20 protein-coding genes and 1 other RNA gene are annotated in these 20,427 nt (G+C 53.2%); 17 read left to right on the top strand and 4 right to left on the bottom strand.

What is annotated here, in order from left to right:
• The first annotated feature begins 98 nt into the window (after window positions 1-98).
• Window positions 99-746: a glutathione S-transferase N-terminal domain-containing protein gene (locus P1U47_RS11575; RefSeq protein ID WP_301029090.1), complete on the top strand. Its 648-nt coding sequence runs from the start codon at window positions 99-101 to the stop codon at window positions 744-746.
• A gap of 24 nt (window positions 747-770) precedes the next feature.
• Window positions 771-1,184 (top strand): ClpXP protease specificity-enhancing factor, encoded by a 414-nt coding sequence (locus tag P1U47_RS11570; protein ID WP_301029204.1) that lies wholly within the window; start codon window positions 771-773, stop codon window positions 1,182-1,184.
• A gap of 86 nt (window positions 1,185-1,270) precedes the next feature.
• Here the strand turns inward: P1U47_RS11570 and P1U47_RS11565 are convergent, their stop codons facing one another.
• From P1U47_RS11565 to P1U47_RS11550, 4 genes are read right to left on the bottom strand one after another with little or no spacing between them, the layout of a single operon-like run.
• Complete coding sequence (locus P1U47_RS11565) at window positions 1,271-1,843, bottom strand: BON domain-containing protein (RefSeq protein ID WP_301029089.1); 573 nt, start codon at window positions 1,841-1,843, stop codon at window positions 1,271-1,273.
• 2 nt (window positions 1,844-1,845) lie between these two features.
• Entirely contained in the window at window positions 1,846-2,430 is a 585-nt protein-coding gene (locus tag P1U47_RS11560; RefSeq protein ID WP_301029088.1) for an SIS domain-containing protein, read from the bottom strand.
• A 12-nt stretch (window positions 2,431-2,442) separates the two neighbouring features.
• Entirely contained in the window at window positions 2,443-2,826 is a 384-nt protein-coding gene (locus tag P1U47_RS11555; protein ID WP_301029087.1) for a YraN family protein, read from the bottom strand.
• A complete protein-coding gene (locus P1U47_RS11550) occupies window positions 2,827-4,734 on the bottom strand; it encodes a penicillin-binding protein activator (protein WP_301029085.1) in 1,908 nt (635 codons plus the stop codon). It lies immediately after the preceding gene.
• Between the two features lie 32 nt (window positions 4,735-4,766).
• Between P1U47_RS11550 and rsmI the strand changes: the two genes are divergently transcribed.
• The 15 genes from rsmI (at window position 4,767) to P1U47_RS11475 (ending at window position 20,417) form a co-directional block, all read left to right on the top strand.
• Window positions 4,767-5,624 carry a 16S rRNA (cytidine(1402)-2'-O)-methyltransferase gene (gene rsmI, locus P1U47_RS11545; protein WP_301029202.1) on the top strand — a complete coding sequence of 286 codons (858 nt, stop codon included), beginning with the start codon at window positions 4,767-4,769 and terminating at the stop codon, window positions 5,622-5,624.
• Between the two features lie 54 nt (window positions 5,625-5,678).
• Window positions 5,679-6,029: RNase P RNA component class A (rnpB, locus tag P1U47_RS11540), an RNA gene on the top strand.
• Window positions 6,030-6,301: 272 nt separating this feature from the next.
• On the top strand, window positions 6,302-6,745 hold the full coding sequence (gene mraZ, locus P1U47_RS11535; protein WP_301029084.1) for a division/cell wall cluster transcriptional repressor MraZ: 444 nt from the start codon (window positions 6,302-6,304) through the stop codon (window positions 6,743-6,745).
• A gap of 12 nt (window positions 6,746-6,757) precedes the next feature.
• Window positions 6,758-7,699 carry a 16S rRNA (cytosine(1402)-N(4))-methyltransferase RsmH gene (gene rsmH, locus P1U47_RS11530; protein ID WP_301029082.1) on the top strand — a complete coding sequence of 314 codons (942 nt, stop codon included), beginning with the start codon at window positions 6,758-6,760 and terminating at the stop codon, window positions 7,697-7,699.
• 2 nt (window positions 7,700-7,701) lie between these two features.
• Complete coding sequence (ftsL, locus tag P1U47_RS11525; RefSeq protein WP_301029081.1) at window positions 7,702-8,037, top strand: cell division protein FtsL; 336 nt, start codon at window positions 7,702-7,704, stop codon at window positions 8,035-8,037.
• On the top strand, window positions 8,021-9,745 hold the full coding sequence (locus tag P1U47_RS11520; protein WP_301029080.1) for a penicillin-binding protein 2: 1,725 nt from the start codon (window positions 8,021-8,023) through the stop codon (window positions 9,743-9,745). The genes ftsL and P1U47_RS11520 overlap by 17 nt, the downstream gene beginning before the upstream one ends.
• Window positions 9,745-11,223, top strand: a complete 1,479-nt coding sequence (locus P1U47_RS11515; protein WP_301029079.1) for a UDP-N-acetylmuramoyl-L-alanyl-D-glutamate--2,6-diaminopimelate ligase — start codon at window positions 9,745-9,747, stop codon at window positions 11,221-11,223. Before P1U47_RS11520 ends, P1U47_RS11515 begins: the two co-directional genes overlap by 1 nt.
• The gene (murF, locus tag P1U47_RS11510; protein WP_301029077.1) at window positions 11,220-12,584 is read left to right on the top strand and encodes a UDP-N-acetylmuramoyl-tripeptide--D-alanyl-D-alanine ligase; all 1,365 of its coding nucleotides are present in this window, start codon (window positions 11,220-11,222) and stop codon (window positions 12,582-12,584) included. Before P1U47_RS11515 ends, murF begins: the two co-directional genes overlap by 4 nt.
• A 1-nt stretch (window position 12,585) precedes the next feature.
• Window positions 12,586-13,668, top strand: coding sequence for a phospho-N-acetylmuramoyl-pentapeptide-transferase (gene mraY, locus P1U47_RS11505; protein ID WP_301029075.1), 1,083 nt, complete (start codon window positions 12,586-12,588; stop codon window positions 13,666-13,668).
• A gap of 15 nt (window positions 13,669-13,683) precedes the next feature.
• Window positions 13,684-15,045 (top strand): UDP-N-acetylmuramoyl-L-alanine--D-glutamate ligase, encoded by a 1,362-nt coding sequence (gene murD / locus P1U47_RS11500; RefSeq protein WP_366943159.1) that lies wholly within the window; start codon window positions 13,684-13,686, stop codon window positions 15,043-15,045.
• Window positions 15,042-16,184 carry a putative lipid II flippase FtsW gene (gene ftsW, locus P1U47_RS11495; protein ID WP_301029073.1) on the top strand — a complete coding sequence of 381 codons (1,143 nt, stop codon included), beginning with the start codon at window positions 15,042-15,044 and terminating at the stop codon, window positions 16,182-16,184. The genes murD and ftsW overlap by 4 nt, the downstream gene beginning before the upstream one ends.
• A complete protein-coding gene (gene murG / locus P1U47_RS11490) occupies window positions 16,174-17,259 on the top strand; it encodes an undecaprenyldiphospho-muramoylpentapeptide beta-N-acetylglucosaminyltransferase (protein ID WP_301029072.1) in 1,086 nt (361 codons plus the stop codon). The genes ftsW and murG overlap by 11 nt, the downstream gene beginning before the upstream one ends.
• On the top strand, window positions 17,249-18,667 hold the full coding sequence (gene murC, locus P1U47_RS11485) for a UDP-N-acetylmuramate--L-alanine ligase (protein WP_301029070.1): 1,419 nt from the start codon (window positions 17,249-17,251) through the stop codon (window positions 18,665-18,667). Before murG ends, murC begins: the two co-directional genes overlap by 11 nt.
• Window positions 18,668-18,676: 9 nt before the next feature.
• A complete protein-coding gene (locus P1U47_RS11480; RefSeq protein ID WP_301029069.1) occupies window positions 18,677-19,621 on the top strand; it encodes a D-alanine--D-alanine ligase in 945 nt (314 codons plus the stop codon).
• A 1-nt stretch (window position 19,622) separates the two neighbouring features.
• Complete coding sequence (locus tag P1U47_RS11475) at window positions 19,623-20,417, top strand: cell division protein FtsQ/DivIB (RefSeq protein ID WP_301029067.1); 795 nt, start codon at window positions 19,623-19,625, stop codon at window positions 20,415-20,417.
• Window positions 20,418-20,427: the final 10 nt, after the last annotated feature.

The raw sequence follows: 20,427 nt of genomic DNA, 5'->3' as shown, positions 1-20,427 counted from the left end.
TTGCGCCGGTTTTTGGGCAGGCGGGTAAGAGTCAGCGGGCGGTTCTTTATGGAGCTGCCCGTTTGTTGTTTTTAGTTTGATAATTTGAGGTGAGATCAATGGGCGTTGTTGCCAAGCGTTCTACCATGACTTTCTTTTCCGACGCAGCGAGTCATTACTGTCATCGGGTGAGAATTGTATTGGCCGAAAAAGGCGTAACTGTTGATATCGTCGATGTAAAGCCGGGCACTTTGCCGGAAGAAGTCGCCGAATTGAATCCGTATAATTCGCTACCAACTTTGGTTGACCGCGATTTGGCTTTGTATGAATCCAAAGTCATGATGGAATATTTGGACGAGCGCTTCCCGCACCCGCCGTTGCTGCCAGTTTACCCAGTTGCACGTGGTGAAAGCCGTCAGTATATTTATCGTATCGAGCGCGACTGGTGCCGCTTGGTTGATGAGCTATTGCTCGGTGGCAATCAAAAGAACGCCGACAAAGCCCGCAAAGAGCTGCGCGATAGTCTGCTGACAGTGGCGCCAATCTTCGCTGAAAAACCATTTTTTATGAGCGATGAATTTACCTTGGTTGATTGCTGTTTGGCACCAATTTTGTGGCGTTTGCCCCAGCTGGGTGTGGTTATTCCGCAAACTCGTCAGTCTAAGCCGCTGTTCGATTATATGACGCGTTTGTTTGAGCGGCCTTCCTTCCAAGAAAGCCTGACTGAAAAAGAGCGTGAAAATCGTAGCGAGGCGTCAGTAGCCTAAGCCGCTGGCCGAATAAATATGGCAATGACATCAAGCCGTTCCTATATGATTAGGGCAATTTACGAATGGGTAGTCGATAACGGCTGCACTCCCTATGTACTTGTGAATGCGCTGCACGAAGGGGTTTTTGTGCCCCAGCAGTATGTGCAGGACGGCCAAATTGTGCTCAATATATCGCCGTCAGCGGTAGTGGGTTTGAATGTCGGTAACGATTATTTAACCTTTAGCGGCCGTTTTGGCGGTGTACCGCAGGAAGTGAGTGCGCCGATCTCTGCGGTATTGGGTGTGTATGCCAAGGAAAACGGTCAAGGCATGCTGTTTGAAACCGAAGAGCCGGACCTGCCGCCTAAGCCGCCAGGGCCGAGGCCAACGGCGAGTCTCAGTAAGTTGTCGAGCGGCAAAGCGAAAGCGAAGCCAAGCCTAAGAGTAGTAAAGTAAAGCAAAACGGGGCTGATGAGAATCAGCCCCGTTTTTCGTTTTATACCTGTGTTTCCTGCGAATGCCTGTAGGCCTACGCGTTGTTCTTAGTAGTATTCAAATACCCTAACGACTTTTTGTACACCACTAGTCTCGCTAACGATTTTCGATGCAGTTTCAGACTCGGCCTGCGATACTAGGCCCATCAAGTAGACAATGCCATTCTCGGTGACCACTTTGATTTTCGACGCGTCGAGCTTGTCGTCGAGAGATAAACGACTTTTCACTTTAGTGCTAATCCATGCGTCATTGCTGCGTGCCAGCATGCTCACGTCGGCGCCGATTGCAAGTTCGTTATGCACCTTGCGGACTTTCTTAACTTCATTCGCCACTTCGCTGGCCAATTGGCTTAGGCGTTCGTTCGGGGCATTGCCGGTGAGTAATACAATGCCGTTGTGGCTGGTAACGCTAATGCGGGCACTCTGCAGCGCGGGATCGGTTTTGCGAATATTGACTAAGGCCTTTGTCTCGATGATTTCGTCGTCTAGGTAGCTGCCTAAACTGCGGCTGCCGGGGTCTTCCTCTATGGGTTTATCAGTTGTGGCGGTCAGTATTTGGGTGCAGCCACAAAGTAAGCTGACAAGTAATATTGGGATGCTAATTCGTTGAAAAGAGTTCATAGCTATGGGCTTCCAAAAAGTTGGCTGTCAATAAGTTCACAAATACTGTGAATGGCGATAAGTTGCATTTCGGTGACGCGGGCGCGGTCCTCTACTGGGAAGGCGAGTTCGACGTCTTCTGGGGAGAGCAACGAGCTAGCGTCGCCGCCGTTTAGATTGCAGAGTGAGATTACCCGCATATTGCGCTCGTGGGCGGCCTGAATGGCCCGCAGCGTTGCAGTAGATCCGTTGCCGTTGTAGCACAGCACCAAGCAGTCACCTGCTTGGCCTAGGGCGCGAATTTGATTTGCGTAGATGTCGTTGTAGCTGGAGTCGGCGGCAATGGCGGTAGCGGCGTCAGCGCTGAGAATCATCGCCGGCAGGGCCGGCCGCTCGTGCTGAAAACTGGTAAGCAAATTGGTGGCCAAGTGGTGGGCGATCAAGCCGCTACTGCCTTCGCCACAGCATATGACTTTATGTTCGTGCAGCATACTTTCCACGATGCATTGGCTGGCTTGCACGATGGCGTCGCTCAGCGACTCCATCGTATACATGCAGCTTTCAATGTGGCGATGAAACAGGTCTATTACTTGCTCTGAATATTCCACGGTGTTGTTGTCTCACTCCTGAAAAGCATTGGGTAGCCAATTGAAGTGCAGCTCACCCCGTTGTGTGGGGCTAGCTTCAATGACATCAAAGCGGCATGGAAGTTCACGGTACTTGGCGCTGCATGCACCGCTACCAAGGTAGTGGCGGGCGGTGAGCATGATCCGCTGCTGCTTGCGAGGGGTCACGGATTCGGCGCCACTACCGAAGTTGGCGCTGCGCCGATAGCGAACTTCGACGAACACCAAATGCGTAGTGCTAAGGGCGATAATATCTATTTCACCCAAGCGGCAGCGGTAATTACGTTCAATAATTTTAAGTTTGTGCTGCTCCAAATAGATGCTGGCAGCGCGCTCTGCGCGCTTGCCGGCATCTGCTTCGGTTGCACGCCCAAACATTTAAGGCTGATCTTGTTCTACGGCATTTATTGGGTTGACTACGGCAATGCCATTTTGGATTTCAGCTAAGGACAGCTCGCGTTCTATCTGGCCAAGCTTATTTAAGCTGAGGGTACCGGTTTCGCCGAATACCTTGCCGTTATCACCGTTGCGCAATTGCTTTAGGCGCAAATGTAGGCGAAAACTGTCTACGCCAAGTGCGTACATTCGCTGGTAGCCAGCGCTCGAGGGGATGCCGTTGTTTATGTCGCGACGGATGTCTGATTTCTCATTGAAAATCCATGGAATATCGATGAAGCGCACGCCATTAATATCTTGATCCTTGGTGGGCGCGCTATTGCCACGATAGATGTGTGAGGTTGCGTATACGGGGATGTCGCCCGCGTAGTGGTAGGCCAATAAAGGTTTTATAGCGCGGCCTTCATTGGGGCGGGCAAGCAAGAATATAAAGTCTAGGTCGGTGCGGCGGTAGGGCTCATAGTTTGGGCGCAGGCCAATAATTTGCTGTAGTCGCTGCAGGCGATGTTCGCTTTTATCAATATTTAGAATATTTTTAATCTGTTTTGAGTAATTGTTTTTACTGGCGTCAAAGGTTTGGCTGGCAACAATTTTACCGCCCAGCTGCTGCCAGCGGCCACTAAATGCATCGGCAACTTTTTGGCCCCAGGGGCCCTCGGGAATAATAATCAGTGCGCGTTTATAGCCTTTGCCCAGTGCAATGTCTGCAATTTGCGCGGCTTCGTCCTCGGGGTTTAGACCGAACTGATAGAGGCCGCTGGGAAAATGATTGCCGTCTATTCGGTTTAGCGCCAAGGTCGGTACCGGCATAGACTGCGGGCGGCTTGCGGTGAGTGCGCTTAGGTTTTCTTTTTCAAGGGGGCCAATAACGAGCTTGCTGCCCTCAGTAATTACCTGCTGGTAAAGGGCATCGATATTGCTGTTATTGCTGTCGTACTGCTTGATTGTCGGCACGCTGCCGCCCTGGTTAAGGGTTTCGTAATAAGCGGCGAAGAATCCGTCGCGAATTGCCTTGCCGTAGGCGGCGAGGCGACCGGTGACGGGTAAAATTAAGGCAACTTGGTCGGGGCGTTCAATAATAAGGTCATCTAATTTGTCTAGCCCGCCAGGTAGTGAGTTGTGCGCGGGGTGTGTGGGCCAGCGCGCCAGCCACGTGTCGCGCTGTCGCACTTGTGCTTCGATATCGCCTTGATTGTCTTTAGCGATAGAAGCGAGCTCTAGCCAGCCGAGATAGTCGCGGTTGCCGTTGCTGCCAATATTGTCAATGAGGGTGGCTGTGGGGATTTGCATTAGTGACAGCCAAATAGCCTCTCTGTTTGCCGCTTGTTGGCTGGGGTTGAGAAGGGGGTCGATGAATATCCACTCTTTTGCTGCAGCGAGATGGTCGCCTTCGATCTGAAATAGGCTTGCCCGCAGTTGGCTGTATTGCATTTGGCGACGAACGGGGGCGTCAATTACCGCTGATTCAATGAGTGGGTCAGACAGCTCTGCAAGTGCCTCGGCAAATTCAGCGTGACCGCGATGAACCCGTGCGCGAATGATCGCAAGGTGAAGTGCCTGCTCTGAAGTTAGTTCTGGGGCAATAAGTTCGCCAACCACATCGTCAGCCCGCGCGAGCTCGCCCTCTCTGAGCAAGACCTCTGCGGCGCGGAGCAGCAGGTCGGCGGCGTCATCAGAGTCTAAGGTGGCAGCTTCGGCCAGCCATTGCTCAACCAAGCTGGCATCTGCGGTGGCGGGATTGAAATCGCTGGGTGAAACGACGGTAGGGCGGGGTTTGGGTAAGGGCTTTTGTATGCTGGGCCGAGTATAAACCGAGGTCGTCGATGGTGTGGAGGCGCAGCTAGCCATTAGGCTGCAAATAAGTGCAAAAGCAAAAGTTCTTGTCTTCATTGATAAGCCATTGTTAGTCTGCGCGGTCATGTATTACGAGCGAGGCATCCGTTGTGGAAATTAGCCCCACCCTTTACGTTGTTGCGACGCCAATCGGGAATTTGGCAGATATGGTACCCCGAGCCATAGAGGTCCTACAAACAGTTGCGCTCATCGCGGCGGAAGATACCCGCCACAGTCGTCCGCTATTAAAGCATTTTGACATTGATACGCCCTTGGTGGCTTATCATGATCACAGTAATAATGCCGCTCTCGAGCGCTTGCTCGGCCATTTGCGTGACGGCAAAGATCTTGCCTTGATTTCTGACGCCGGTACGCCGCTGGTTTCTGATCCGGGTTATCGATTGGTCGATCTTGCACTGCGCGAGGGTTTTAAGGTGGTGCCAATTCCTGGTGCTTGCGCCGTTATCGCAGCGCTGAGTGTGGCTGGGCTGCCCTCGGACCGGTTTATGTTTGAGGGTTTTTTGCCTGCCAAGCAACATGCGCGACAGGCGACCTTAACGGCCCTAGTGCGCGAGCGCCGCACCATGATTTTCTACGAGGCGCCGCATCGGCTCCGCGACAGCTTGGCCGATGTGCTCACCGTGATGGGGCCTGAGCGCACCGTGGTGTTGGCCAGAGAAATAACGAAATTGTTTGAGACTGTTAAACGGTTGCCCGCCGCCGAAATGTTGGAGTGGGTGAGCGCCGACAGCAATCAGCAGCGCGGCGAGTGCGTGCTCTTGATCGCCGGCTTTGGTGGCGATGACGGCATCCCAGTTGCGGTTATTGAAATACTCGATGTTTTGCGCGGCGAGTTGCCTTTAAAGCAGGCGGCGGCGCTGTGTGCAAAAATCACCGGCATTAAGAAAAATCAGCTATATCAATACGGTATTGAGAATCCGCTCTAGCTGTTGCGGAAAATAGCGCTTGCGTCGGCTCTAACTACTGGTTATTCTTACAGTTGAGTCGGCCAGACGATCGCTCGGCAGTTCGCTGCAGGGAGGAAAGTCCGGGCTCCGCAGGGCAAGGCGCCAGGTAACTCCTGGGAGGTGCGAGCCTACGGAAAGTGCAACAGAAAATAAACCGCCTACGTAGCGCAAGCTGCCGGTAAGGTTGAAATGGTGCGGTAAGAGCGCACCGCGCGACTGGTAACAGTTCGTGGCATGGTAAACCCCGCCTGGAGCAAGGCCAAATAGGAATCCAATGCTGTGGCCCACAGTGGATTCGGGTAGGCTGCTAGAGGTTTGCGGTGACGCAGATCCCAGATGAATGGTCGTCCAAGACAGAACCCGGCTTATCGGCCGACTCACTTTTTACCCCCATTACGTTGAAAATCTCCTAGCACTTAATGTAATACATTAAGTCGCTTTCTCATGCCTTTGTTTCCAGTTATATAGTTGGCTTTGGGCGTCTTCCTTACTCCACTTTTGCACGCAAGTTACTGACATTTTTAAGAAAAATCCCTCTATTTTCCCTCAGCCCCAGCTTGACACTAGGGCTTGCAAGTTCCTATAGTGTCGCTTAGTGGGTAAAAGTGGTTTTTTGTGGTTTTTAATGGTTTTTTTAGTGGGAAAAGGTGGGGAATGTGTTCCTAGGTAGTCATGCCATAACAATGGACAGCAAAGGGCGTTTGGCGATACCAGCCAAAATACGCGACGCCTTGGTGTCTTTGTGCGGCGGGCGTTTAGTTATTACCGCCCATACCGAAGAGCGCTGTCTGCTGGTGTACCCCGAGCCACAATGGCTGGATTTACTGCCAAAAATTGAGGCGCTACCCAATATTCACCGCAAGGCGCGACTAGCGCAGCGGCTGTTGCTGGGTTACGCCACCCCTCTAGAAATGGATGCCAACGGCCGAGTGCTATTGCCGCAACCATTACGCGATTACGCTGACCTTGAGAAAAAGCTGTTATTGGTTGGTCAGGGTAAAAAATTAGAGCTGTGGAGCGAGTCGGGATGGTTTGACTGGCTTGGTGCAGCGGGAGAGGGTGACGATATGCCAGACGAGATGTTGTCGCTGTCACTATAGAGAGAGTGTCATTTGGAACAACATTTAACAGTATTGCTGCACGAGGCCGTGAGCGCATTGGTAACAAATACCAGTGGCCGCTATATCGACGGCACGTTTGGCCGTGGTGGCCACAGTAGGCAAATACTGGCGAGCTTGAGTGCCGACGGCCGCTTACTGGGTATCGATAAAGATGCCCACGCGTTTGCTGAGGGGCTTGAGTTGAGCGCTGCAGATACGCGTTTTCAAATTGCTCGGGGATCATTCGCAGATTTCGCTGAACTTGCCGACGCCGAGGGCATGGCGGCGCCGTTTACTGGGGTGCTGCTGGATTTAGGGGTTTCGTCGCCGCAATTGGATCAAGCCGAGCGCGGCTTTAGTTTTATGCGCGACGGCGATTTGGATATGCGCATGGACGTCGATCGCGGTATGAGTGCCGCCCAGTGGATTGCGGTGGCCGACGAAGCCGAGATCACTAAGGTATTGCGGGACTACGGCGAGGAGCGTTTTGCCAAGCGCATAGCTCGGGCAATTATTGCCGCGCGGGAAGAGCAGCCGATTACGCGTACCTTGCAGCTCGCAAAAATAGTCACCGAGGCCAATCCGGCTTGGGAAAAGCACAAGCATCCGGCAACGCGCAGCTTTCAAGCGATACGGATCTTTATTAATGATGAATTAACAGATTTAGAGAAGCTGCTGAGCAAGCTTGTCGACAATCTCGAAGTGGGCGGTCGTTTAGTGGTGATTAGTTTCCATTCCCTCGAAGACCGCATCGTTAAGCGTTTTATGCGTCGTCAGGCCGAGGGCGACAAGGTGCCGGCATATATTCCAGTGACCGAGAGCCAGCGCAATCGCAAGTTAAAAATTATTGGCAAGGCGGTTAAGGCTACCGAGCATGAAGTTGCGTTAAACCCGCGCTCGCGCAGCGCGGTGATGCGCGTGGCGGAAAAAATCGCTTTAGATGAGTGTGCATAGCCATGCGGGCAGCTGGGCAACGCAGTAGTAGAGCATCGGAACTCTCTGCGCCAGCGCCGGTGGGTGGCTTGCTGGTGCCAGTCTTGCTGCTATTGGTGGTGATGTCGTGTATTGCGGTTATTCAGAGCTCTCACAAGAGCCGCAAGCTATTTGGTGAATTACAGGATTTGCGCCGCGATGCGATGTCGCTGGAAGAGGAGTGGGGGCGCCTGCTACTGGAGCAGAGCACTTGGGCATCGCCAGATAGAGTTCAGGACATGGCGGTACAAAAATTAAAAATGCAGGCACCCAATATACGGGAAGTCAAAATGGTTCGGGGTTATGGCAAAGCAGGCTAAAGTTCAAATATCGCTCTGGCGCTTCCGTATAGTGCTCGGCGGCCTGCTGCTGCTTGCCTGTTTATTGGCTTGGCGTGCACTTACCCTGCAAGTACTCGATGTTGATCGCGGCTACCAATTCTTGCAAGGCCAAGGCAATGCGCGCACCAACCGCACCGAAGTGATCCCTGCTCATCGTGGAATTATTACTGATCGCAACGGTGAGCCACTGGCAGTGAGTACGCCCGTGGCCTCTATATGGGCAAACCCCCAAGAACTGAGCGGCGCTAAAAGTGACTGGGCGCGCTTGGCTGGGGCGCTGGAAATGTCAGTCGGTGAATTGTCGCGCCGAATAGAGCGTTATGGCGACAGCCAATTCATGTATTTGCGTCGCCATTTGCCGCCTGTTGCAGCGCAGGCGCTTATGCAAATGAAGATCCCTGGTGTGTATTTGCAACGCGAATATCGCCGCTTTTATCCGGCAGGGGAAGTGACCGCGCATTTGCTGGGCTTTACCGATATTGATGATCGTGGCCAAGAGGGTCTCGAACTTACCTATGATGAATGGTTGAACGGAACGCCTGGACGAAAACGGGTATTAAAAGATTTATACGGCAATATTATTAGGGAGATCGACGCTGGGGAGGCGGCCAGCCCCGGCAAAAATGTCCAGTTGAGTATTGATCTACGCTTACAGTATCTCGCTTACCGAGAACTTAAAGCAGCAATAAACCGAACCGGCGCTAAAGCCGGTTCGGTCGTTATTATCGATAGTGATAGTGGCGAAGTATTAGCCTTGGTTAATCAGCCCTCATTTAACCCCAATAACCGCAATCAATTAACGCCAGATGCCCTGCGCAATCGCGCGGTTATTGACATGTTTGAACCCGGTTCAACCGTCAAGCCGCTAACGATGGTGGCCGCGCTGGAAAGCGGCAAATACCAGCCAGACACCAAGATCAACACCAACCCAGGTTACATCAAAGTGGGAAGGAAGTTACTTGAGGATCACCGTAATTACGGGGTGTTGACCGTGGCCGAAGTGTTGAAAAAGTCAAGCCAAGTGGGTACCACTAAAATTGCACTGTCGCTAGATGAACACGATATTTGGGGTGTGTTCGACCGCTTTGGTTTGGGTCGTTCAACCAATTCCGGTTTTCCTGGCGAAAGCAGCGGAGTGTTGCCCAATCGACCAAACTGGCGGCCTATTGAGCGAGCCACGTTTGCCTTTGGCTATGGAATCACCGTGACAAATTTACAATTGGCGCAGGCCTACTCGGTATTTGCGAATCGCGGCGTATTTCAGCAGGTATCACTGCTCAAACGCAAAGAAAAACCGGTTCAACAGCAAGTCATTTCAGCCAAAATCGCCCGCCAAGTTGTTGATATGTTGGAAGAGGTAACTGAACTAGGCGGCACCGCAACCCGCGCTCAGGTTGACGCTTATCGCATTGCCGGCAAAACCGGAACCTCGCACAAGGCGATTGCCGGCGGCTATGCCGAAGATCGCTATTTCGCCATTTTTGCTGGCGTGGCGCCGGCGAGCAATCCGCGAATTGTGGCGGTAGTGACGATTGATGAGCCCAAGGGTGATTACTTTGGTGGCCTCGTGGCTGCGCCCGTGTTCTCTAAAGTGGTTTCAGATGCCCTGCGGCTGCTGAATATCGCGCCAGACAATCTAGAAGAGACTGAGCCCAAGCCGGTAGTAAAGGTAGGAGCGTCAGCGTGATGGCAGACCAACAAAGCTATACATTACCGCGTTTACTGGGTGACTTACTGCCAGGTCTAAGCCACGAAGTTGCCGCGGTGCCGGTAACGGGGATCGCCATAGACAGTCGCAAAATAAAGGCTGGCGATGTGTTTTTGGCCATTAAAGGCCACCAAGTGGATGGTCGTGACTATATTCACGCGGCGATTTCTGCGGGTGCAGTTGCCGTGATTGCCGACGCCCCCTTTGATGATAGTCAATGGTCGCTGCCGGTGGTGGTGATCGAAAATTTAGACGCTCGCTTAAGTGAAATTGCGGGCCGGTTTTACGGTCGGCCGTCACGCCAATTACAGCTTATTGGTATTACGGGCACCAATGGCAAAACCTCTTGTGCATGGATGGTCGCGCAGCTGCTGGAAGCTATCGGCCAGCCCTGCGGCTTAATTGGCACCTTGGGTAATGGCCGCTTTGGCCGCTTGAATAGCGGCAATAACACTACGCCAGATGCGGTATCGATTCAGGCGCTATTGAGTGACTGGCGCGATGGCGGCGCTAATTGGGCGGCGATGGAGGTGTCTTCGCACGGACTTGCTCAGCACCGAGTGGAAGCATTGAATTTTGCCGCGGCGGTGTTTACTAATTTGAGCCAAGATCATTTGGATTACCACGGATCCATGGCGGCTTACGGCGCAGAGAAAGCGCGTCTATTAAAATGGGCAGATTTGCCCTTGGCGGTGATTAACCGCGACGACGCGTTTGGCCGTCAGCTGCTAAGCGAATCGACAGCTAAGCAAACTATTGATTTTAGTATTAGCGATTCCCAAGCTGCAGTTTACGCCGCCGATGTACGCTGCGATATGCAGGGTATCGCAGCGCAGGTTCACAGCCCTTGGGGCAGTTTTCAGTTGCAGTCGCCACTGCTGGGCAGTTTTAACCTTTCTAATTTAGTGGCGGCAAGTGCGGTGCTATTGGGCTTGGGAGTCACTGCGACGGCAATAGCTGATGCAATTCCAAGCTTAAAACCGGTTCCCGGTCGTATGGAATGCTTGCGCTCAGAAGATGGCGTGCTGGCGGTAATTGATTATGCCCACACCCCAGACGCGCTTGAAAAAGTGCTGCAGGCGCTGCGCGCGGTTACCAAAGGTGAATTGATTTGCGTCATGGGTTGCGGCGGTGACCGCGACCGCAGCAAGCGGCCGTTGATGGGCGCTATTGCCGAACAATTTTCTGACCGCGTTATGGTGACCAATGACAATCCGCGCTCAGAACAGCCCGCCGCTATTATTGCAGAGATATGTGCTGGCATGACCCGCTCACCGCAGGTGGTTTCTGAGCGAGATGCGGCGATTGCTGCGGCGATTGCCGCTGCTAAATCTGGCGATGTGGTACTGATTGCCGGAAAAGGTCATGAGGACTATCAAGAAGTGGCCGGTCGCAGGTTGCCCTTTAGCGATGTTCAGTGCGCACGGCTAGCACTAGCTGCGAGGCCGACAGAATGATTGCGCCAATGAATTTACAAGCCATCGCCGCTGCAACGCAGGGCGTGTTGACGGGTGAAAACGTGACTATTGAGCGGGTCTGCACCGACAGCCGCCAAGTTCAACGTGGCGATTTGTTTGTTGCCCTCAGTGGCGAAAATTTTAATGGTAATCAATTTGTTGCGGCGGCCAAAGAGGCCGGCGCGGCAGCGGCAATTGTTAGCGATACTCGGGATATTTTGGCCAATGTCAGGGTCACAGATACCCGTCGCGCACTGGGCTTAATCGCGCGGGAAAATCGCCGTCGTTTCAAAGGTCCGCTCGTTGCGATTACTGGCAGCAGTGGTAAGACCAGCACCAAAGAAATGTTGGCCGCGATCTTCGCACAATGTGGCGAGGTGTATGCCACGGTTGGCAATTTAAATAATGAGATTGGCGTGCCCTTAAGTTTGCTCGCTATCTCTGCGCAACACCAATTTGCAGTGATCGAGATGGGCGCTGCAAAACAAGGTGATATCCACTACCTCTGTGAATTTGCCCAGCCGACTATTGCCGTGCTGACCAATGCTCAGCCTGCGCATATTGCTGGCTTTGGTTCACTGACCAGCGTGGCTGAAACCAAGGGCGAGATATTTCGCGGTTTAGCGAAGGGCGGCCTCGCCATTATCAATGCGGATGATGCTCACTGCGCGCTCTGGCAGTCTTATGCCCGGGATGTGCAACAGCGCTTATTCAGTTTGGTGCGGGAGGATGTCGATGTGTTTGCGCGAGATATTGATCTGAGTGAGCCAGGCAAAGTTCGTTTTGAACTCGTTAGTTTTGCCGGAAGTGCGCAGGTGTGTATGCCCTTGTCGGGGCGGCATATGGTTGCCAATGCCCTAGCCGCTGCGGCAGCGGCACTGGCGGCGGGCGCGAGTCTCGACCAGGTTGTTAGTGGCTTGGAGTCGGTGCGCGGTGTGAGCGGGCGTTTATTGCGTCGCGAAATTGCCGGCATAGCGCTGATTGATGACAGTTATAACGCCAACCCCGGTTCGGTGCGGGCGGCCATAGACGTATTAGCGGCCGCCAAGGGGCGAAAAATTTTGGTGCTCGGACATATGGCCGAGCTGGGTAATGAAGCCGCGCAGCAACATCGTGAAATAGCGGCTTACGCGCGGGAAAATCGCTTAGACAGTGTATTTTTACTGGGCGAGTACGCTGCCATGATGGCGGTAGAGTTTGGTGGCAATGGCCATGCGTTTGACGATAAGCCGAGCTTGATCTCGGCACTAAAAACATACTTACAGCTTGGGGATACGGTATTGGTTAAGGGTTCACGCAGCGCCGCAATGGAAGTGGTGGTCGATGTCATGGCGGCAGAATTGACGCGGAGGAACAACTGAAATGTTGTTGCTTCTAGCCGAATATTTAAGCCAATACGTAAGCGGCTTTGCCGTTTTTCAATACCTGAGTATTCGCGGCATCCTTGGGGTGTTAACTGCACTGGCGATTTCATTAATGATTGGCCCAGTGATGATTCGCAAACTGAATTTTCATCAAATTGGTCAGGCGGTGCGCGACGACGGCCCGCAGTCGCATCTCAGTAAATCTGGTACGCCGACCATGGGTGGCGCGCTGATATTGGTTGCGATTTTTATTAGCACCCTGCTGTGGTCGGATCTTAAGAACCACTATGTGTGGACGGTATTAATTGTAACCGCGATTTTTGGCGCGGTGGGTTGGATCGATGACTATCGTAAAGTCATTGAGCGCAATCCACGTGGACTGCCAGCTCGCTGGAAGTACCTTTGGCAAAGCGTGGCGGGGCTCGGCGCGGCGGTGTATTTGTATATGACTGCCGACAGCTCAGTAAACACACAATTGTTTATACCGTTTTTGAAAAACGTCAGTTGGCAAATGGGCCCGCTGTTTATTGTATTAACGTATTTTGTGATTGTTGGCGCCAGCAATGCGGTGAATTTAACCGATGGCTTAGACGGCCTAGCAATTCTGCCAACGGTAATGGTTGGCGCGGCGCTGGGTTTAATCGCCTATCTAACGGGCAACGTGAAGTTTGCAGAATATTTGCATATTCCCTACGTGGCGGGTGCCGGTGAACTCATTGTTATTTGCGGTGCGCTGGCGGGCGCGGGTCTTGGCTTTTTGTGGTTTAACACTTATCCCGCGCAGGTATTTATGGGTGATGTTGGCGCACTGGCCCTAGGCGCAACCTTGGGCACCATCGCAGTAATTACTCGCCACGAAATTGTATTTTTTATTATGGGCGGCATCTTTGTATTAGAAACCGTGTCGGTTATTTTGCAGGTGGCCTCGTTCAAATTAACCGGCCGTCGCATTTTTCGCATGGCGCCGATACACCACCATTTTGAATTAAAAGGTTGGCCAGAGCCGCGGGTAATTGTGCGCTTTTGGATTATTACAGTGATGTTGGTTTTATTTGGTTTGGCTACTTTAAAACTGCGCTAATTAAAAACGGGAGTTATGGGTAACGTGAGTTTAATCGCATCCGACAATAGGCGGGTCATTATCGGTTTGGGTAAAACTGGGCTTTCTATCGCCCGTCATTTTACCCGCCGAGGCTTGTCCTTTGCGATTGCCGATAGCCGCGATGCACCGCCGGAGCTTGCGCTTTTTAAGGCCGAATTCCCCACAGTAACGCCAATTTTAGGTGCGTTCACCGCCGATCAATTTTTGTCGGCAACTGAATTAATAATTAGCCCTGGCATTTCTTTGGCGGAGCCTGCGATAGCTGCCGCTAAGGCGGCAGGCGTGGTCATTACCGGCGATATTGAATGGTTTTGCCGCGAGGCTAAGGCGCCCATTGTTGCAATTACCGGTTCTAACGGTAAGAGCACCGTGACCACGCTCGTGGCCGAAATGGCGGTCAATGCGAGTTGGCGCTGTGCGGTGGGTGGCAATCTGGGTACACCGGCGCTGGAGTTGCTCGACGACCGCGCCGAACTCTATGTGCTGGAGTTGTCGTCATTCCAATTAGAGCGCTGCGCATTTATTGGCGCTGAAGTGGCGACGGTATTAAATGTGAGTGAAGATCATCTAGATCATCACGGCAATATGATCGCCTACCACCAAGCCAAACATCGCATCTTCCGCGAATGTAAAAAGGTTGTTATTAATCGCGATGACGCCTTGAGTACGCCACTGATTCCCGACGCCGTCGAAAAGTGGAGCTTTGGTTTGGGGCGCTCAGATTTTCGCGCCTTTGGTTTAATAGAAGAAGACGGCGAGCAGTATTTGGCGTTGGCCAGAGAGGCTTTGTTGCCAGTGTCGGCCTTAAAAATGGCTGGACTGCATAATATTAGCAACGCCTTGGCGGCGTTGGCGTTGGGTGCTGCAGCTGGCCTGCCGATGAGTGCGATGCTCAGCACACTCACCGAATTTACCGGCTTAGCTCATCGCTGCCAATTTGTTGCACAGTGGCAGGGTTTACGCTTTTACAACGACTCTAAGGGCACCAATGTTGGTGCGGCAGTATCGGCGTTACGGGGCTTGAGTGGTGCTGGCAAAGTCGTGCTAATAGCCGGCGGCATTGGTAAAGGTGCTGATTTTAAGCCGCTGATTGATACCTTGTTGGATGTCGGGCGCGCCGTGGTGTTAATTGGCGAAGCTGGGCCAGCGATGCTCAGTATGCTTGATGGCCGTTTGCCCGCTGAACTTTGCGTGGACATGCCTTCTGCGGTTCGCGCTGCGGCGGCAAATGCCCGAGCTGGCGATGTGGTGTTGCTGTCACCGGCCTGTGCCAGTTTCGACATGTTTAATAATTACGAGCATCGCGGCGACGTCTTTACCGAGGCGGTAATGGCACTGGCGGGAGGGCTGCAATGACGACGTATATGCAGTCGCGCTGGACCGAGTTGCGTCAATTTGACCGCCATTTGCAGCTCTTGCTGGTCGCCCTATTGGTGATTGGTTTTATCGCCATGACCTCGGCCTCGGTAGAGCATGCGGCAAGCCGCTACGGTGATGCTTTCTTTTTTGCCAAGCGTTATTTCTTCCACTTTAGTTTGGCCTTTGGCTTGAGCGTGGTCATGTATCTGACGCCGGTCGAACTGTGGGAGCGCACGGGTTGGCTGTGGTTATTATTTGGTTTTGTGCTGTTAGCCTTGGTCTTGATTCCCGGCGTTGGCAAAGAAGTTAACGGTAGTCGGCGCTGGCTGGGCGTAGGGCCACTGACTTTGCAGGCTTCGGAATTTGTAAAGCTGTGCGTCATTTTTTATCTGGCCGGCTACTTGGTGCGCCGTCGCGACGAAGTGCGGCAGAGTTGGTCAGGTTTTGTTAAGCCCATGGCGTTGCTGTTTGCGGTGACGTTATTGCTGATGTTAGAACCGGATTTCGGTGCGACGGTCGTTACCGCTGGCACCGCGTTTGTGATGATCTTTTTGGGTGGCGTAAAGCTCGGCCAATTTTTGCTGGTGATTTTAAGTTGTGTTGCTGGCGCCGTGGCGATGGTTATTTTTGAGCCCTATCGCATGAAGCGCCTCACCGCGTTTACCGACCCCTGGGCAGATCAGTTCAACACCGGCTATCAGCTCACCCAGTCGCTTATTGCTTTTGGTCGCGGCCAAATAAGTGGCGTGGGCTTGGGCAATAGCGTACAGAAATTATTTTATTTGCCCGAGGCGCACACCGACTTTGTGTACGCCATTTTTGCCGAAGAGTTTGGCTTTATTGGCAGCCTACTGGTGCTGGTACTGTTTGCGGGCTTAATTGGTCGAATTTTGTTTATTGGCCGTTACGCCGAAATGATGGGTAAGCAATTTCACGCGTTTGTGGCCTACGGTATCGCGGTCATGATCAGCGGCCAAGCCTTTATCAATATGGGCGTAAATACCGGCTTGCTACCGACTAAAGGTTTGACCCTGCCGTTTTTCAGTTATGGCGGCAGTAGTTTAATTGTGTGTATGGCAATGGTGTCGCTGGTGGGACGAATCGAACTGGAATGCCGGAGGCAAGATGGCCGCTGAGCAAACAGTATTAATGATGGCCGGTGGCACTGGCGGGCATGTTTTCCCCGCGCTCGCGGTGGCGTCGGCGCTGGCCGAACGCAATGTGAGCGTTCATTGGCTGGGCACGGCGGCGGGCATCGAAGCGCGCTTGGTACCTGCCGCAGGTTTGCCTTTGCACTGCTTGAATATGGCCGGTGTGCGGGGCAAAAACCCTGTATTTCGTCTGCTCGCCATTGGCAAAGCGATGCTCGCAGTATTGCATAGCATGCGTCTGATTTTGAAATTGAAGCCCTTCTGTGTGGTGGGTATGGGCGGTTACGCCTCTGGCCCCGGTGGTTTGGCTGCCAAGTTGTTGGGTGTGCCGGTATTGATTCAAGAGCAAAACGCGGTCGCGGGCACCACTAATCGCTTGCTAGCGAAAATTGCGCGGCTCTGTTTAACCGGTTATCCCATCGACTTGGGTGGCGAGCGCAATCGCTATATTGGCAATCCGGTGCGCCGCGAAATTGCAGCGATAGCCGCCCCAGCCAGCCGCTGGGCTGAGCGCAGTGACGGCCTGCGGGTTTTAGTGCTGGGCGGAAGCTTAGGCGCCAAACCGATAAATGATGTGGTACTCGCAGCATGGCAGCAACTTGCCGAGCCGCAGCGGCCGACCTTGTGGCATCAGACCGGCCGTGCCCACGAAGAACAAGTGCAGCAAGCGTATCAAGCGGCGGGCATCGCGGTTCGCGCTGAAGCGTTTATTGACGATATGGCGGCCGCCTACAGCTGGGCCGATGTGGTTATTTGCCGCGCCGGCGCACTGACGGTAGCCGAGCTAGCGGCAGCGGGCGTACCGGCTCTGTTAATTCCATTGCCCCACGCAATTGATGACCATCAGCGTGCCAATGCCCAGTGGTTTGTGGATGGCGGCGCCGGCGAAATTATTGATCAGTCGGCTTTTAATGCCGACGCTTTATGTGATTGGTTGAAAAGTGCCAGTGCAAATAGGGAGTCATTGTTGATTTGTGCCGAGGCCGCAAGGCGGCTTGCCAAAATAGATGCAGCTGACGTTGCCGCAAATTATTGTATGGAGTTTGCCAATGAGTCCTAAGCATCCTTTTGTGGTTCCTGAAATGCGCCGGGTGAAACGTATTCATTTCGTTGGTATTGGCGGCGTGGGTATGTGCGGTATTGCCGAAGTGCTGTTGAATTTGGGCTATGTGATTTCTGGCTCAGACCTTAAGGCCTCGCCGAGTACGGCGCGTTTACAGCAGCTGGGCGCACGAGTCGCTTTTGGCCATCGCGGCGAGAATATTGGCGACTCCGATGTGGTCGTGGTTTCCAGTGCCGTGAACGAGAGTAATCCGGAAATAGCTGCTGCCCGACAGCAGCGGGTGCCAATTGTGCGCCGCGCGGAAATGTTGGCAGAATTGATGCGCTACCGCCACGGTATCGCGGTGGCGGGCACCCACGGTAAAACGACTACCACTAGTTTAATCACCGCTATTTTTGCCGAGGCCGGCCTAGATCCCACTTTTGTGATTGGCGGCCGCGTGAATAGTGTTGGCACCAATGCGGCCCTAGGTGAGAGTCGCTATTTGGTGGCAGAAGCGGATGAGAGTGACGCTTCCTTTCTGCATTTACAGCCCATGGTGTCGGTGATTACCAATATTGAAGCCGACCACATGGCGACCTACGACGGCGACTTTAGCAAGTTAAAGCGCACGTTCATCGAGTTTTTACACAATTTGCCGTTTTACGGCATGGCGGTGGTGTGTATTGATGACCCAGTGGTGCGCGACATTCTGCCAGATATTGCCCGCCCCACCTTGACCTATGGCTTTAGTGAAGACGCCGATTTTCGTATTCACTCCCTGCAAAAGCTGGGCATGCAGAGCCGCTTTAATGTTGCGCGTCCCGATGGCAGTGATATCGAACTCAGCATTCAGCAGCCCGGTGTTCACAACGTGTTGAATGCTACCGCAGCGGTTGCCGTAGCGACCGATGAAGGTTTACCGGTTGAGGCTATTTGCACCGGTATTGCTAATTTCCAAGGTGTGGGCCGTCGCTTTCAGCGCTACGGCGAACTGCCGCTGGCCAATGGCGAATTTATGTTGGTGGACGATTACGGCCATCATCCCACCGAAGTGGCCGCGACGATTTCTGCGGCTCGCCAAGCCTGGCCAGATCGCCGTCTAGTGATGCTGTATCAGCCGCATCGCTATAGTCGGACCAAAGATTTGTACGAGGATTTTGTACGGGTATTGTCCACCGTCGACAGCCTCTTGCTGTTGGATGTGTATTCCGCTGGTGAAGAGCCGGTACCGGGCGCCGACAGTCGAAGCCTGTGCCGCAGCATTCGTTTGCAAGGCAGTTTAGAGCCAGTATTTGTTGAGAATACCGAGGCTGCCTTTGACATTTTAAAACCCCGTATTCGCGCTGGTGATGTACTGCTCACCCAGGGCGCGGGAAATATTGGCGCCTTGGCGCTGCAATTAGCCAGTCAAGATTGGGTGTAGGTCGCGGCAATGAGTGACATAGCAATAGCAAACATAAATCAGGCGATTGGCGGCAAGCTAGCCGTACTGCTGGGCGGCCGCTCGGCGGAGCGTGCAATTTCCCTGAAAAGCGGCGCGGCGGTAATGGCTGCATTTGAGCGTCAGGGCATTGCGGTAGAAGGCATTGATGTGGCAAATGCCGGTTGGATGCAGCGCCTCAGTGGCGAGTTTAGCCACGTGTTTATCGCCTTGCATGGCCCTGGCGGTGAAGACGGCACTGTGCAGGGCGCGCTGGAATGCTTGGATATTTGCTATACCGGCAGCGGTGTGATGGCCTCGGCCTTGGCGATGGATAAGTTTCGTTGCAAGTTGCTGTGGCTGGGCGTGGGCTTGTCGACTCCGCGTTTTGCCGAGTTAACCGCAAACAGTGATTGGCAGGGCATTATCAACGATTTAGGGCCGGTCATTGTTAAGCCAGCCTGTGAGGGTTCGAGTATTGGTATGGCCCGTGCGGCAAATGCTGTCGAACTCGCCGATGCTTGGCAAAATGCCCAAGCCTATGGCCGGGTGTTCGCCGAGCAGTGGATTAGTGGCAGCGAATACACCGTAGCGATATTAAACGGCAAGGCCTTGCCGGCGATTAAATTAGAAACCGATGCCGCGTTTTACGATTTTAACGCCAAGTATATTTCTGATGAGACGCGTTATTTGTGCCCCTGCGGTTTGAGCGCGGTTGAAGAGCAAGAGCTGAGTGAGTTGGCACTCGCAGCGTTTAGCAGCTTGGGCTGCGCTGGTTGGGGCCGGGTTGATGTGATGCGCGACGCGGCGGGGAAATTCTATTTATTAGAAGTGAATACCGTGCCAGGGATGACCGACCACAGCTTAGTGCCAATGGCGGCAAAGCAGGCGGGTCTAAATTTTGACCAGTTAGTGCTCGCCATTTTGGCGGGCAGCATCGCGGCGAACGTGGTTTGAAATGAAGCTCCTGAGTGGCAAGCAAAATCGCCTGAAAGCGCGCAAATCTGCGGCGCCAAAGGAGTCGCGAGTACAGCGTGAGTGGGGGCGTATTTTAAACCGCCTAATTTTGGTTGCGGCGGTGGTTGGTTTTGTTTACGGCGTAGAGCAATTGGGGCGGCAGTTAGACGCTATTCCTGTTGATCGGGTGGTGTTTGCCGGTGATCTGCGCCACGTCAGCCGCGATGTGTTGGTCGACCGAGTAACTGGGCATTTAGCAATAGGTTATGTGGGGCTTAATTTAGAGGCAATCCAAGGCGAGTTAGAGCAAGAGCCTTGGGTGTATCGGGCCATTGTGGAGCGGGTTTGGCCTCGAGAATTAAAGATTACGATTGTTGAAGAGGCACCCATCGCGGTGTGGGGTAATGGTGGTTTGCTAAATCACCGCGGCAAAATATTTTTGCCCACAAAGGGCATGGCCGACGATGCTGGCCTGCCGCTACTGAGCGGGCCCGATGGCAGTGCCATAGAAATTATGCGCCAGTACCGCTTGATGAGTCAGCTGCTTGGCGATGAAGAATTAATTTTACAGCGCCTAGAAATGAACGATCGCGGCGCGTGGACGGCAACCTTAAGCGGAGGCGCGGTGCTGATTTTGGGGCGCCAAGAGCCGCTGGAAAAATTGCGGCGTTTTATGTGGGTGTACCGCCATCAATTGGCGGCAGACTTTGATCGAGTTAAACGTGTTGATACACGTTATATCAATGGCTTGGCGGTGGCGTGGGATGAAACAAAAGGTGCAAAAGGTAATGGCTAAGGAAATTGCT

This window comes from Zhongshania sp. (genome assembly GCF_029212375.1).
GTDB lineage: Bacteria > Pseudomonadota > Gammaproteobacteria > Pseudomonadales > Spongiibacteraceae > Spongiibacter.
This window is presented reverse-complemented; position numbering and strand designations above follow the sequence as displayed.